The sequence below is a fragment of the Bacillus sp. sid0103 genome, assembly GCF_019219025.1.
Genome location: NZ_JAHUWN010000016.1, coordinates 113019 through 126747, shown reverse-complemented (window position 1 = coordinate 126747; position 13729 = coordinate 113019). Strand labels below are relative to the sequence as shown.

Annotated in this window: 15 protein-coding genes; 13 read left to right on the top strand and 2 right to left on the bottom strand. The window is 38.8% G+C overall.

The features are described from left to right. The first annotated feature begins 88 nt into the window (after nucleotides 1-88). From KW850_RS18435 to KW850_RS18405, 7 genes are all read left to right on the top strand, one after another. The gene (locus KW850_RS18435; RefSeq protein WP_218349243.1) at nucleotides 89-526 is read left to right on the top strand and encodes a BrxA/BrxB family bacilliredoxin; all 438 of its coding nucleotides are present in this window, start codon (nucleotides 89-91) and stop codon (nucleotides 524-526) included. Nucleotides 527-652: 126 nt separating this feature from the next. Next, nucleotides 653-1825 (top strand): M20 family metallopeptidase, encoded by a 1173-nt coding sequence (locus KW850_RS18430; protein ID WP_218349242.1) that lies wholly within the window; start codon nucleotides 653-655, stop codon nucleotides 1823-1825. A gap of 209 nt (nucleotides 1826-2034) precedes the next feature. Then, complete coding sequence (locus KW850_RS18425) at nucleotides 2035-2811, top strand: ABC transporter substrate-binding protein (protein WP_218349240.1); 777 nt, start codon at nucleotides 2035-2037, stop codon at nucleotides 2809-2811. A gap of 63 nt (nucleotides 2812-2874) precedes the next feature. Next, nucleotides 2875-3534, top strand: a complete 660-nt coding sequence (locus tag KW850_RS18420) for an amino acid ABC transporter permease (RefSeq protein ID WP_218349238.1) — start codon at nucleotides 2875-2877, stop codon at nucleotides 3532-3534. Next, the gene (locus KW850_RS18415) at nucleotides 3527-4249 is read left to right on the top strand and encodes an amino acid ABC transporter ATP-binding protein (RefSeq protein ID WP_218349231.1); all 723 of its coding nucleotides are present in this window, start codon (nucleotides 3527-3529) and stop codon (nucleotides 4247-4249) included. Before KW850_RS18420 ends, KW850_RS18415 begins: the two co-directional genes overlap by 8 nt. A 112-nt stretch (nucleotides 4250-4361) precedes the next feature. Then, the gene (locus tag KW850_RS18410) at nucleotides 4362-5357 is read left to right on the top strand and encodes an aromatic acid exporter family protein (RefSeq protein ID WP_218349230.1); all 996 of its coding nucleotides are present in this window, start codon (nucleotides 4362-4364) and stop codon (nucleotides 5355-5357) included. Between the two features lie 23 nt (nucleotides 5358-5380). Further along, nucleotides 5381-5893, top strand: coding sequence for a L,D-transpeptidase (locus tag KW850_RS18405; protein WP_218349223.1), 513 nt, complete (start codon nucleotides 5381-5383; stop codon nucleotides 5891-5893). 45 nt (nucleotides 5894-5938) lie between these two features. Here the strand turns inward: KW850_RS18405 and prli42 are convergent, their stop codons facing one another. Beyond that, a complete protein-coding gene (gene prli42, locus KW850_RS18400; RefSeq protein WP_155928433.1) occupies nucleotides 5939-6037 on the bottom strand; it encodes a stressosome-associated protein Prli42 in 99 nt (32 codons plus the stop codon). Nucleotides 6038-6198: 161 nt separating this feature from the next. Between prli42 and mce the strand changes: the two genes are divergently transcribed. From mce to KW850_RS18375, 5 genes are all read left to right on the top strand, one after another. Continuing rightward, nucleotides 6199-6609 carry a methylmalonyl-CoA epimerase gene (mce, locus tag KW850_RS18395; protein WP_218349221.1) on the top strand — a complete coding sequence of 137 codons (411 nt, stop codon included), beginning with the start codon at nucleotides 6199-6201 and terminating at the stop codon, nucleotides 6607-6609. Between the two features lies 1 nt (nucleotide 6610). Beyond that, nucleotides 6611-8161 carry an acyl-CoA carboxylase subunit beta gene (locus KW850_RS18390; RefSeq protein ID WP_218349219.1) on the top strand — a complete coding sequence of 517 codons (1551 nt, stop codon included), beginning with the start codon at nucleotides 6611-6613 and terminating at the stop codon, nucleotides 8159-8161. 8 nt (nucleotides 8162-8169) lie between these two features. Continuing rightward, entirely contained in the window at nucleotides 8170-8430 is a 261-nt protein-coding gene (locus KW850_RS18385; RefSeq protein ID WP_256358323.1) for a hypothetical protein, read from the top strand. A gap of 76 nt (nucleotides 8431-8506) precedes the next feature. After that, a complete protein-coding gene (locus KW850_RS18380; RefSeq protein WP_218349217.1) occupies nucleotides 8507-9628 on the top strand; it encodes a tripeptidase T in 1122 nt (373 codons plus the stop codon). Nucleotides 9629-9708: 80 nt separating this feature from the next. Then, nucleotides 9709-10986, top strand: a complete 1278-nt coding sequence (locus KW850_RS18375) for a DNA polymerase IV (protein WP_218349216.1) — start codon at nucleotides 9709-9711, stop codon at nucleotides 10984-10986. 58 nt (nucleotides 10987-11044) lie between these two features. Here the strand turns inward: KW850_RS18375 and zwf are convergent, their stop codons facing one another. Continuing rightward, nucleotides 11045-12526, bottom strand: coding sequence for a glucose-6-phosphate dehydrogenase (gene zwf, locus KW850_RS18370; protein WP_256358322.1), 1482 nt, complete (start codon nucleotides 12524-12526; stop codon nucleotides 11045-11047). Between the two features lie 268 nt (nucleotides 12527-12794). Here zwf and rnz point away from each other — a divergent pair, with 268 nt between their 5' ends. Next, nucleotides 12795-13721 (top strand): ribonuclease Z, encoded by a 927-nt coding sequence (gene rnz, locus KW850_RS18365; RefSeq protein ID WP_218349214.1) that lies wholly within the window; start codon nucleotides 12795-12797, stop codon nucleotides 13719-13721. Nucleotides 13722-13729 lie beyond the last annotated feature (8 nt).

Genomic DNA, 13729 nt, shown 5'->3' with positions numbered 1-13729 from the left:
TTCAAATGAAATAAGATTCTACATTTGAAAAAAACATATTTTTACTGTTAAAATGTAGATATAGGCATAAATCTAAGGAGTGAATTTAATGAGCATGGATTTTAATTTCTTTATGAATGATGTTGTTAAACAGGCACGTCAAGAAATCGTGTCTGCTGGATATAAAGAACTGATAACACCTGAGGAAGTGGAAGCAGCCCTTGAACAAAAAGGGACTACTTTAGTGATGATTAATTCTGTCTGTGGTTGTGCTGGAGGCATTGCACGTCCTGCAGCAGCACATGCCCTTCATTTTGATAAACGCCCTGATCAGCTTGTCACTGTTTTTGCAGGACAGGACAAGGAAGCAACTGAAAAGGCAAGAAGCTATTTCACTGGCTATCCGCCATCCTCTCCATCATTTGCCCTCTTAAAGGACGGTAAGATTGTATCAATGGTGGAAAGACATCAAATTGAGGGCTATGATCCAGCAACAGTCGTTGCAAAACTTCAAAAAGAGTTTGATGAATATTGCGAAGAAGTTTAATAAATGTTTATGCACAAAGGCCAAATCATAAATAGATTTGGCCTTTGTTCTTGAAGAAATGCTCCAATTGATGTATATTTATTAATTATTTCGCAATTTTAATCATAATGCAGAGGAGTTTTCAGCATGAAAGACATTTTAAAAAATTATTTAGAAATGATTCAAGATAGATTATGGGAGATTAGTGATACCTTATACCATCATCCCGAATTAGGGGATCAAGAATATGAATCTTGTAAACGATTAATAGAGTTCCTTGAAGAACATAATTTTGTAGTGGAGAAGGGAATCGTTGGCCGAGCAACATCATTTAAAGCCGTATATGACAGCAAGAAGGTTGGACCAACGATTGCTTACTTATCCGAATACGATGCATTACCAGAGGTTGGGCATGGGTGCGGCCATAATATGATCGGAACGATGAGTGCAGGGGCTGGTGTGACCTTAAGTAAAGTAGTGGATGAAATTGGCGGCCGTGTAGTTGTCTTAGGAACACCTGCCGAAGAAACTAACGGTGCCAAAGTGCCGATGTCAGAACAAGGTATGTTTGATGATATAGATGTAGCAATGATCTTACATCCCGGAGATGAGTCCTATGAGAGTGGTGAATCTTTAGCAATGGATGCGATTCAATTTGACTTCAGAGGCAGAACCAGTCATGCGGCAGCTTCTCCAGAGAAGGGTATTAATGCACTCGATGCTGTAATCCAATTATTTAATGGGATCAATGCCCTTCGTCAACATGTGACTTCTGATGTTAGAATCCATGGGATCATTAAAGAAGGCGGAGTGGCAGCCAATATTGTCCCTGATAAAGCTGTTGCTCAGTTTTATGTTCGAGCCAAAGACCGAAGCTATTTAAATGAGGTTGTTCAAAAGGTAATCAGTATTGCAAAAGGGGCATCTTCGATGACTGGTGCAGAAGTTCATATTGAAAATTATGAATTAAGCTATGATAATATGGTAACCAATCAAACGCTGTCCCAATTATTTACTGCAAATCTCTTAAGTACAGGTGTTAAACAAGTTCACAAAGCGAAGAATTCATATGGTTCAATTGATATGGGGAACGTAAGCCATGTTGTCCCGGCTATCCATCCTTACATTGGTCTTGATTCGCCTGGACTTATTGCTCATACTAGGGAATTTGCAGATTTAACAATCACTGATAACTCTCACCAGATACTTTCAAAGGGAGCTTTGGCTCTTGCCCTAACTGGCTTTGATTTAATAACCAATAAAGATGCATTGGAAAAAATGAAAAATGAATTTAAGCAGGCAGTAGGAAGCAAACATTAATATTTTTCTAAAAGACATCTCTTCTCGAAGAGGTGTTTTTTATTCGTTTTTATTATTATTTCAATATATTAAAACACAGAATCTTTAGAATATTTTTATATTGGAAAAATATCTTTTCAAAACAAAAACTATGTGTTAATATTCGTTTTGTTGAATAAAAATTCAAATTAAAGATTATGCAGATCTTATTTATCATAGGAGGATATACCATGAAAAAAACATTTTTATTTTTTACCATGATTTTCACACTAGTCGTTTTGGCAGCTTGTGGCCAAAGTAATAAAGACGGAGCAAATGGAGAAAAAACAGGCGATAAAAAAGTATTAACGATGGCAACATCAGCTGATTTTGCTCCATTTGAATCAAGAGATCCATCTGGTAAGGTAGAAGGATTTGATATTGACTTAGCGAATGCTATTGCAAAAGAACTAGGTTATAAACTAGATATTAAAGACATGAAGTTTGATGGTTTAGTTGGTGCTTTACAGGCTAAACGTGTTGACATGGTTCTTGCTGGTATGTCGGCAACAGAAAAACGTAAACAAAATGTTGATTTTTCAACTCCTTATAACCATTCAGGTGAAATGTTTATCACACTAAAAGATTCTAATATTAAAACAATCGATGGTCTAAAAGGAAAAACCGTTGGAGTTCAGTTAGGAACCATTCAAGAGGAAGGCGCAAAAACACTTCAAAAAAAGGTGGATTTTACGCTTAAGCCATTAGACAATGCAACAACTTTAATTCAAGAATTATTATCAAATCGTATCCAGGTTGCTTATATGGATAAATCAGTGGCAACAGGATATATAAAAGAACAAGGGTTAGGTGGATTTGATGATCCGACAACAAGTTCTCCTGGAATGGCTGTTGCTTTTCCAAAAGGCAGTGACTTAACGGATGATGTAAATAAGGTTCTTAAGGACATGGAGGAGAACGGTAAACTCCAAGAATTAAAGGACAAGTGGTTAAAAGACCAGCAATAAGCATAAGATAAAAAATCAACTAGATTAGCGATGCAAAGAAAATTATGAAGTGAGGTGTAAGGCATGAATTTGGACTTTAGCCAAATTGTGCCTTATATTCCTTTTATTTTAGAGGGAATATGGGTAACATTAAAATTTGTTATTATTTCAATTATTTTAGGTTTTATCCTTGGAACGATTTTAGCATTATTTAAAATTTCACGAATCAAAGCCTTAAATTGGTTTGGAGATGCCTATACATCTATTTTTCGTGGTACACCACTAATTTTACAATTAATGCTAATCTATTTTGCAATCCCGCAATTAACAGGCTATGATATCTCACCATTTTTATCATCGATCTTAGCTTTTGGCTTAAATTCTTCAGCTTATGTTTCGGAGATTATCAGAGCCGGAATTCAAGCGGTGGATAAAGGTCAAACCGAAGCTGCACAAGCACTAGGAGTTCCTTATCGTCTTATGATGAAGGACCTTATCTTACCTCAAGCACTAAAAAATATATTACCTGCACTGATGAATGAATTTATCACCTTAACAAAAGAATCAGCGATCGTCTCGACGATTGGCTATTTAGATTTGATGCGCCGTGCTCAGGTTGTTGGAGCAGATACGTACCGTAATTTTGAACCATTAATTTTTGTGGGTTTAATCTATTGGATACTAGTTATGGGACTTACTTTGGCAGGTAAACGGTTTGAACGGAGGCTGAAGTACAGTGATTAAAGTCGAAAACCTCTATAAACAATTTGGCAATAACGAGGTATTAAAAAATATTTCTACGAATATTGATAGTGGAGAAGTTGTTTCAATTATTGGACCATCTGGTTCGGGGAAATCTACCTTTCTTCGTTGTTTAAATTTGTTAGAGACACCTACCAAAGGGAAAATCTGGATTAATAATCAAGAGATTACCGACCCCAAAACCAATATCATGAAAATTCGTGAACAAATCGGTATGGTATTTCAACACTTTTATTTATTCCCGCATTTGTCGGTTTTGGAAAACTTAACATATGCACCGATGAAAGTGAAAGGGGAATCCCGAGAGCTTGCTGAGAAAAAAGCACGGGAATTGCTAGGACGCGTGGGTCTTACTGAAAAAGAGAAAGCCTATCCGAATAATTTATCAGGTGGACAGAAGCAGCGCGTGGCGATTGCCCGTGCACTTGCGATGGAACCGAAGTTAATGTTATTTGATGAACCAACCTCAGCACTTGATCCAGAAATGGTAAAAGAAGTACTTACAGTTATGAAGGATCTTGCCCAATCAGGAATGACGATGGCCATTGTTACACATGAAATGGGATTTGCTCGTGAGGTTTCTGATCGGATTCTTTTCCTTGATGATGGGATTTTATTAGAAGAAGGCTCTCCTGATCAATTTTTTAATAGCCCTCGGACAAGCAGAGCAAAGGACTTTTTAGAAAAAGTATTATAGAAATTGAAATCCTTAAAAAGAGACATTCTTGCAAAGAATACGTTAATAGGGATATGCTAAAGATGATCTTACCCGATCATCTTTTTATTTTTTTATTTTTGGAGAGATAACGATGAAATTTCGAATCGGATACCGGACCATTAAAACAGCTGTAGGGACCGCATTTGCCATTTTACTTGCACAACAGGTTGGTTTGCAGAATTTTGCTTCAGCAGGTATTTTAACCATACTTTGTATCCAGGTTACAAAACGAAGGTCGCTCCGAACCGCTTGGGATCGTTTTCTAGCCTGTGTATTAGCGATGCCTTTTTCTGCGTTATTTTTTGAAGGAATCTCTTATCATCCAATCGTTATTGGAATCTTGTTATTTTTCTTTATTCCTACTATTGTGATGCTGAAAGCGAAGGACGGCATTGTGACTAGCAGTGTTATTATTTTACATATTTATATGGCAAAGAAAGTAACTTTGGACATATTTTTAAATGAACTTGGTGTCATTACCATTGGAATTGGTGTGGCCCTACTCGTAAATCTTTATATGCCAAGTGTAGATAGAAAGCTACTTGATTATGTGAGCGAACTTGAGGAAAATTTTAAGATTATATTCTGTGAAATAGTCAACTACTTACGAACGGGAGAAGGAAGATGGGCTGGAAAAGAGATTACCGTTAGTGCTCAATTACTAGATGAAGCGATCACACTTGCCCTGCAAGATGTTGAAAATCACTTTTTGCGTGATGAGAATATGTACTTTCATTATTTTAAAATGAGAGAAAAACAATTTGCTATTATTGAACGCATTTTACCACTTGTCACCTCCATTACTCATACCGTTAAGCAAGGGCATATGATTGCAGATTTTCTAGAGGAACTATCCGATAACATTCATTCAAGAAATACAGCCCATATTTATATAGAAAAATTAAGAGAGATGAATAAAATATTTCAAGAGATGGAACTGCCACAGACAAGAGAAGAATTTGAAGTGCGGGCAGCTTTATTGCAATTAGTTAATGAAATGAACGATTATTTGATCATAAAAAGTACGTTTAAAGGATTAAATTCTTCTTCAAAAATGAATGAGCATAAAAAGATTGAAGCAAACTAGAGGAAAAAAGGCAGGTGGCTGCTATGATAAAAATCTTATCGCCGATCCTGATAGCTTTTTTCATTTCACCGCTTTGGCCATTAGGTCAAAATCCTATGCCAGGTGCTCCCTTTGTTATTGTGAATAAAAGTAAAAATGAAATGGCCTTTATTAATGAAAACAAAGTCCAAACGGTTGTAAGTGTAGGGACGGGAAAAACACAAGAATTAACACCCGAAGGTCTTTTTAACATTACGGTTAAGGCAAAAGAACCTTATTTTCGGAAAGAGAATATCCCTGGCGGAGATCCGAAAAATCCACTTGGGGCGAGATGGATTGGCTTTGATGCAAAGGGAACAGATGGCAGAACATATGGCATTCATGGAACAAATCAGCCTGCATCAATCGGAAAATATGTCTCGCAAGGCTGCATCCGTACTCAAAATGAGGTGGTTACATCACTTTTTCCGTTAATTCCTTTGGGGACAAAAGTATTGGTTATTTCTTCTAAAAAATCATATGAGACACTTGCTAAAGATTATGGAGCAATAAACTAGCAATGGGACTGTTCAATTAGAACAGTCCCATCTTTTATATATTTTTTATGAAAGAAATTGACCGATTCCAATGAGGAGAGTTGAGGCCAGCATAGCAAATAACATTAAATAAACAATAATTTTTCTTGTTTTTTTACTTTTCAAAATGGGTACCTCCTTAACAATTTGAAGCTTTATCTATATTGTACAAGGAAATCTAAAAATGAACAACGGAACAACTACGTAATTTAGGAAGGATTTATGAACTTTTTACCGAATAAGAATATTGTCGAATTAATTCTAATTTTTAGAACAGAGGGGTAATCATGATTAAAAAGGTCGACCATATTGGAATTGCAGTGACTTCTCTTGTGAATACGCTTCCTTTTTATACCGATGTATTAAATCTTCCCTTGATAGGGATCGAAGAGGTTGATACTCAAAAGGTAAGAGTTGCCTTTTTACAGGCAGGAAGTACTAAACTTGAACTGCTTGAGCCTACATCGAAAGAAAGTGCAATTGCCAAATTTATCGAAAAACGCGGTGAGGGAATTCACCATGTTGCCTTAGGGGTAGAATCGATAGAAGATAGAATTATCGAGATGAGAGAAAAAGGGATACGTATGATTGATGAACAGTCAAGACCTGGTGCTGGAGGGGCAAACATTGCCTTCATGCATCCAAAATCGGCATCTGGGGTTTTATTTGAGCTTTGTGAGAAGGGGATGAAGGGGTAAAATGATCGATATATATGAAAAAATAAATGAGTTGTATGATAAACGCCGAGAGGTAGAGTTGGGTGGAGGCGATGAGAGAATTGAGAAACAACATGCAAAAGGAAAGCTGACTGCTCGAGAAAGAATCGACCTGTTAGTCGACAAAGGAACGTTTTTTGAATTAAATCCGTTTATTGAACATCGTACCAATGATTTTGGTCTAGATGAACAAAAGGGTCCTGGGGACGGGGTGGTAACGGGTTACGGGAAAGTAAACGGTCGCCCCATTTACTTATTCTCACAAGATTTTACTGTCTTTGGCGGTGCATTAGGGGAAATGCATGCTAAAAAGATTGCTAATGTGATGGATTTAGCTGCGAAAAATGGCGCCCCTTTTATCGGCTTAAATGATTCTGGCGGGGCACGAATTCAAGAAGGTGTTGTATCCTTAGATGGATACGGACATATATTCTACCGAAATGCGATTTATTCCGGTGTCATTCCGCAAATATCAGTCATCATGGGTCCATGTGCGGGCGGTGCTGTTTATTCTCCAGCGATTACTGATTTTGTGTTTATGGTTGAGAAGACCAGTCAAATGTTTATTACTGGTCCTAAAGTCATCGAAACAGTGACTGGTGAAAAGATATCTGCAGAGGAATTAGGCGGTGCGAATGTACATAGCTCCATTAGTGGAAATGCCCATTTTCAATCTGATTCCGAAGCAGAAGTGTTGCAAAACGTCCGTAGACTATTGAGTTACCTTCCGCAAAATAATGAAGAGAAGCCTCCGAGATTTGAGGTGCAGGAGGACGAAGATTATCGTCCTGATTTAGTTGATGTAATTCCATTTGATACAGTTCGCCCGTATGATGTCCGCAAAGTCATTGAGCAAGTGGTAGACGAGAACAGTTTCATGGAAGTGCAAAAGGATTTTGCTAGAAATATTGTCGTTGGGTTTGCCCGCATCAAAGGTGAATCAGTGGGTCTTGTCTGCAATCAACCCAAGGTGATGGCGGGTGGCTTGGATATCGATTCTTCTGATAAGGCTGCTCGATTTATCCGAACCTGTGATTCTTTTAATGTCCCAATCATCACCTTCGAGGATGTGACAGGTTTCTTCCCGGGAGTTAAGCAGGAACACGGCGGAATCATTCGCCACGGGGCAAAGATATTATTTGCCTACTCCGAGGCGACCGTTCCGAAATTAACGGTTATTTTAAGAAAAGCCTATGGCGGTGCTTATGTAGCGTTAAATAGTAAATCGATAGGGGCTGATTTGGTTTTTGCCTGGCCGAATGCCGAAATCGCTGTTATGGGTCCACAAGGGGCTGCCAATATCATTTTTGCGAAGGAAATTAATAATAGTGAAAATCCTGAATTGACAAGGCAGCAAAAAATTGATGAATACCGTGAAAAGTTTGCCAATCCTTATGTGGCGGCGAGCAGAGGTATGGTGGATGATGTGATCGACCCTCGAGAAACTAGAATAAAAATTGTTCAAGGCTTAGAAATGCTAAGAAACAAAAAAGAATCAAGACCATATAAAAAACACGGTAACATCCCTCTATAAACAAGGCTATGTTAAAGCTTATGGTTGATTTTTCCACCCTGTTGATTGGAGTGGAAGGCGCGAAGACTCCTGCGGGAGGACGGGGCAGGGGAGACCCCGCAGAAGCGCAGCGACGAGGAGGCTCCCCGGACCGCCCGCGGAAAGCGAAGCGCCTGGAGCGGAAATCAACAGGCAAGTTTAACAGGGCCATAAACAAAACTGCTTCTTCCCGGTTTAGGTGTACTCTCTATCATTTGAAGATACTTTTATTAAAAGGTATACTAACATAGGAAAAGCACAAGTGCTTAGTCTTTCCTAGGCACCAGAGCTGGACAAATAGTGAGTACATAATTGGAGGTCAATCTAATGGTTAATCAGGAACGTCTTTTGAATGAATTTTTAGAACTTGTGCAAATTGACTCAGAAACAAAATTTGAGACAGAAATTGCAAAGGTATTAAAACAAAAATTTACGGAGCTTGGCCTCGAAGTTTTTGAAGATGATACAACAGCTGTAACTGGACATGGTGCTGGTAACCTAATTTGTACACTGCCGGCAACTAAAGAGGGTGTTGACCCGATTTATTTTACTTGTCATATGGATACTGTTACACCCGCTAAAGGTGTAAAGCCATCTGTAAAAGACGGTTATGTCGTTACGGATGGAACGACGATTTTAGGTGCCGATGATAAAACGGGTATTTCAGTTATGCTTGAGACAATTCGTCAATTAAAAGAACAAAACCTGCCACATGGCTTGATTCAATTTGTGATTACTGTTGGGGAAGAGTCTGGTCTTGTCGGTGCAAAAGCACTTGATTCTTCACTGATGAAAGCAAAATTCGGATATGCCCTAGACAGCGATGGCTTAGTTGGTAATGTAGTGGTAGCTGCCCCAACACAAGCAAAGATAAAAACCGTTATTTACGGTAAAACAGCACATGCTGGTGTAGCACCAGAAAAAGGGGTCTCCGCGATTACAATTGCAGCTAAGTCGATTGCAAAGATGCCGTTAGGAAGAATTGATCACGAAACAACTGCCAACATTGGCCGCTTCGAAGGAGGCCAGGCAACCAATATCGTATGTGACCGAGTTGATATTTTAGCGGAGGCACGTTCACTTATCCCTGAAAAAATGCAAGCTCAAGTGAGTAAAATGAAGGAAGCGTTTGAAACAGTTGCTGCAGAAATGGGCGGCAGAGCCGAAGTAAATGTAGAAGTCATGTATCCTGGCTTTAAATTTGGTGAAGGTGATCATGTTGTCGAAGTCGCACGGAAGGCAGCTGCCAAAATTGGTCGTAGTTGTGAACTTCAGCATAGCGGCGGCGGTAGTGATGCCAACGTATTTGCTGGGTTCAATATTCCAACTGTAAATCTTGCTGTTGGGTATGAAGAAATTCATACAACAAACGAACGCATGCCAGTTGAAGAATTGTATAAGCTTGCAGAAATGACACTTGCGATTATCGATGAAGTGGCAAATCAATAATCTATTTGAAAGGAGAACCTAACTGTAGGTTCTCCTTTTTGATATACTAAGGGAAGAAAATGTGGTAAGGAAGTGACAGCATGAAAGAAATGTACCCCAAAAATGGAAGAGTCATTTTACATGTAGATATGAATAGCTTTTATGCATCTGTTGAAATGGCCTATGATTCCAATCTTAAGGGTAAACCGCTCGCGATTGCTGGAAATGTAGAGGAGCGCAGAGGTATCATTGTCACCTGCAATTACGAAGCAAGAAAATTTGGGGTAAAAACTACGATGCCGCTTTGGGAAGCGAGAAAATTATGTCCGCAATTAATCGTCATGAGACCCAACTTTGAGCGTTATCGAGCCGTTTCCATTGGTATGTTTGAAATTCTCAGGCACTACACAGACCTTGTAGAGCCAGTTTCGATTGACGAGGGATACTTAGATATAACGGAGAGCTTTGAGTACGGAAGCCCGATCGAAATTGCTGAGAGTATTCAAAAACGGATATTAGAGCAACTAGATATACCATGCAGTATTGGGATAGCTCCAAATAAATTTTTAGCAAAAACAGCTTCAGATATGAAAAAGCCAATGGGGATTACCATTCTGCGAAAACGTGATATACCAAACGTTCTATGGCCTTTGAACACATATGATATGCATGGTGTTGGAAAAAAGACAGCTGAAAAATTACAGACAATTGGAATTCACACAATTGGTGATTTAGCAAAAGGGAATGAGATTCAACTAAAAACCCTGCTCGGAATCAATGGAATTCGATTAAAAGAACGAGCAAATGGGATCGATCATCGCCCTGTTGACCCGGAATCGATTGAGGAATTTAAGAGTATCGGCAATTCAACAACCCTTCCTCGGGACATTAGTAATCAACATGAACTTTTTCGTGTGTTAACGTCATTAGCAGAAACGGTTTCAGTAAGGCTGAAGCGAAAGAAGGTGCTTGCAGGAACTCTTGGGATAACCATTCGTTATAAGGATCGAAGGACGATCACTAGAAGTAAAAAACTTCCCAACCCAACCAATCATAAAGACGATATATCTTCCTTTGCTCAGCAGATTTTTCTAAATGCTTGGAATGGAGACGCTGTGCGATTACTAGGGATTACAGGCAATGATTTAGTAGATCATGACCATGCCTATAAACAGTTAGATTTATTTTCGTATGAAAAGGATGCCAAAAAAGAACCCTTATTTAATACACTATCTAGTCTTCGTGAAAAATACGGAAAAAAAATTATCGAAAACGCGGGGGCTCATCAAACTCCTACTTCCGATAATATCGGTGCAGGAACTAGCTTTAATAAAGACTTTCTCCAAACCTTTCCCAATAAAAATAATGACCCAGACTAAAAAGCACCACTTTGCTGTCATAACAAAGTGGTGTTTTTTAACGGGCGCTTCTGCCTTATTATTTACAAATATCAACATCTAGATCTGTTACCGGCCACCAGAAGTAGCCGTCTTTTTCTAGCAGCTCATCTGCCTCTTTTGGACCCATTGTCCCCGATTGGTAATTAGGGAAGTTTTCCTTCGTACTTTCCCATACCGCAGAAATTTTATCAACGAAACTCCAAGAATAGGCCACTTCATCCCAATGTGTAAAATTCGTTGCATCGCCTCGCATGCAATCGTAAAGAAGTTTCTCATAGCCTTCAGGAGTATTCATCGCATGGATACCTGTATTGGCAAAGCTTAGTTTTACCTCTTGTGCATCTAAATGTCCACCTGCCTTCTTGGCGTTTAGGTGCAGTGTAATTCCTTCTTCTGGTTGAATATGAATCACAAGGAGGTTTGGATTTAACATTTTTTCGGTTTGGTAATATAGATTCATTGGTATATCTTTAAATTGAACCACAATTTTTGTTGATTTTGTTGACATTCTTTTTCCTGTTCGAATGTAGAAAGGAACACCAGCCCAGCGGAAATTATCAATCATAATTTTGCCGGCAACAAAGGTTTCTGTATTCGATTCCTTGTCCACCATCGGTTCATCACGATAAGCAGGCACTTGGACTTCTTCAACCGTACCTTCACCGTATTGACCACGAATAAAATAATCATTGACTTGTTCACCCTCAACCGCTCGAAGCGCACGAAACACCCGAACTTTTTCGGAACGTATTTCATCGGTAGAGAGGTTTATAGGTGGTTCCATTGCAAGCAAAGCCACCATTTGCATCATGTGGTTTTGCAGCATATCTCTAAGGGCGCCGCTTGTTTCATAATAACGGCCGCGTTCTTCAACTCCGAGAACTTCACTAGAGGTGATTTGAATATTTGAAATATAACGGTTATTCCAAAGCGGCTCAAAAATAGCATTGGCGAATCGGATTACTTCGATGTTCCTCACCATTTCTTTGCCTAAATAATGATCGATCCGATAAACTTCTTTTTCTTCAAACGCACTTCTGATTTGTTTATTTAGCTCGATTGCAGATGGTAAGTCATGTCCGAAGGGCTTCTCAATGACGAGGCGTTTATAACCCTTTACGGCTGTAAGTTTGTCTGATTTTAAGTGCAAAGCAATGGTTCCAAAAAATTCAGGTGCCATCGCAAGATAAAAAATACGATTTCCTTCTAATTGATAGTTTTGATCAATCTCATCTGCTAAATTTTTTAATAAAGCGTAAGAATTGGAATCAGCAACATCATGCGATTGATAGTAAAAATGAGAGATAAAGTCCTCAATCCTGTCTTTTTCTCCTAGGGCTGATATGACCGAGTCTTTGACTGAATGTTGAAATTCATCATTTGACAAGGATCTCCTTGCTACCCCTATCACGGCAAATTTAGTTAATTTACCTTTCTCAAATAACCGGTAAAGGGACGGAAACAACTTCCGTTTTGCTAAATCTCCAGTCGCACCAAAAATCATAATTAATGAAGTCATGTTTCCAGTCTGCTCCAAAGTAAATACCTCTTTTCTGTTTATGTAAAAATGCTTAATAATCTTATGTTCACATTGTTTGATTTTATCGCATTCCATCAGACTTCGCAAAAATAATACAATGCAAGTCGGTCATTTTTTTATTTTTCACATATTAATTCCTGATATTCACTTATTATATAGCTATCCTTTGAGGAGAAATTGAATTCTGTTTGTGCTATATTATCAATATTGGATTTAAGGAACGGAATTTTGAGAGGAGCTTTTATTTGTGGATATATTTTTCTTAGGAACTGGAGCAGGAATGCCGGCAAAACTCCGTAATGTGACATCTATCGCACTGAAATTGCTTGAGGAGAGGGGAGCGGTTTGGTTATTTGATGCCGGTGAAGCCACCCAACATCAAATTTTACATACTTCGATAAAACCACGACGAATTGAAAAAATATTTATTACCCACCTTCATGGCGATCATATCTACGGGTTGCCTGGATTATTATCAAGCCGCTCTTTTCAAGGCGGGGAATCAGAGGTAACGGTGTATGGGCCTAAAGGAATAAAAGACTATATTCATACCAGCCTATCGTTAAGCCAGACCTATTTGAAATACCCTTTGGTTGTTACCGAGATTGAAGAGGGGATTATTTTTGAAGATCAACAGTTTATGGTGGAAGCTCGGCGACTTGACCACGGTATCCCTTCCTATGGATATCGAATCGTTGAAAAGGATAGACCTGGAACATTGCTTGCAGATAAGCTGAAGGAAGCGGGAGTACAGCCGGGACCGATTTTTAGAAAAATTAAAAATGGTGAAGCAGTAACCCTTGAGGACGGCAGGACCATTGATCCAAATGAGTTTCTTGGTCCGGAACAGAAGGGGAGAATTGTCACGATTTTGGGTGATACACGGTACTGCGAAAATGCGATTTTATTGGCTGAAAATGCAGATCTTTTAGTACATGAAGCAACTTTTTCTTCAAATGAAGAAAGACTTGCCCACGACTATTTTCATTCAACCACCCATCAAGCCGCAGAAGTTGCACGGAAGGCTGGCAGTAAACTATTGTATCTTACCCATATAAGCTCTCGTTATGATCGAAATAATTGGCTGGAATTAGTAGATGAAGCGAAGGAAGTATTTCCGAATACCGATATTGCCGAGGATTTTAAAGAAATAACTATTCCGCTTCATAATTAACTAGGTTG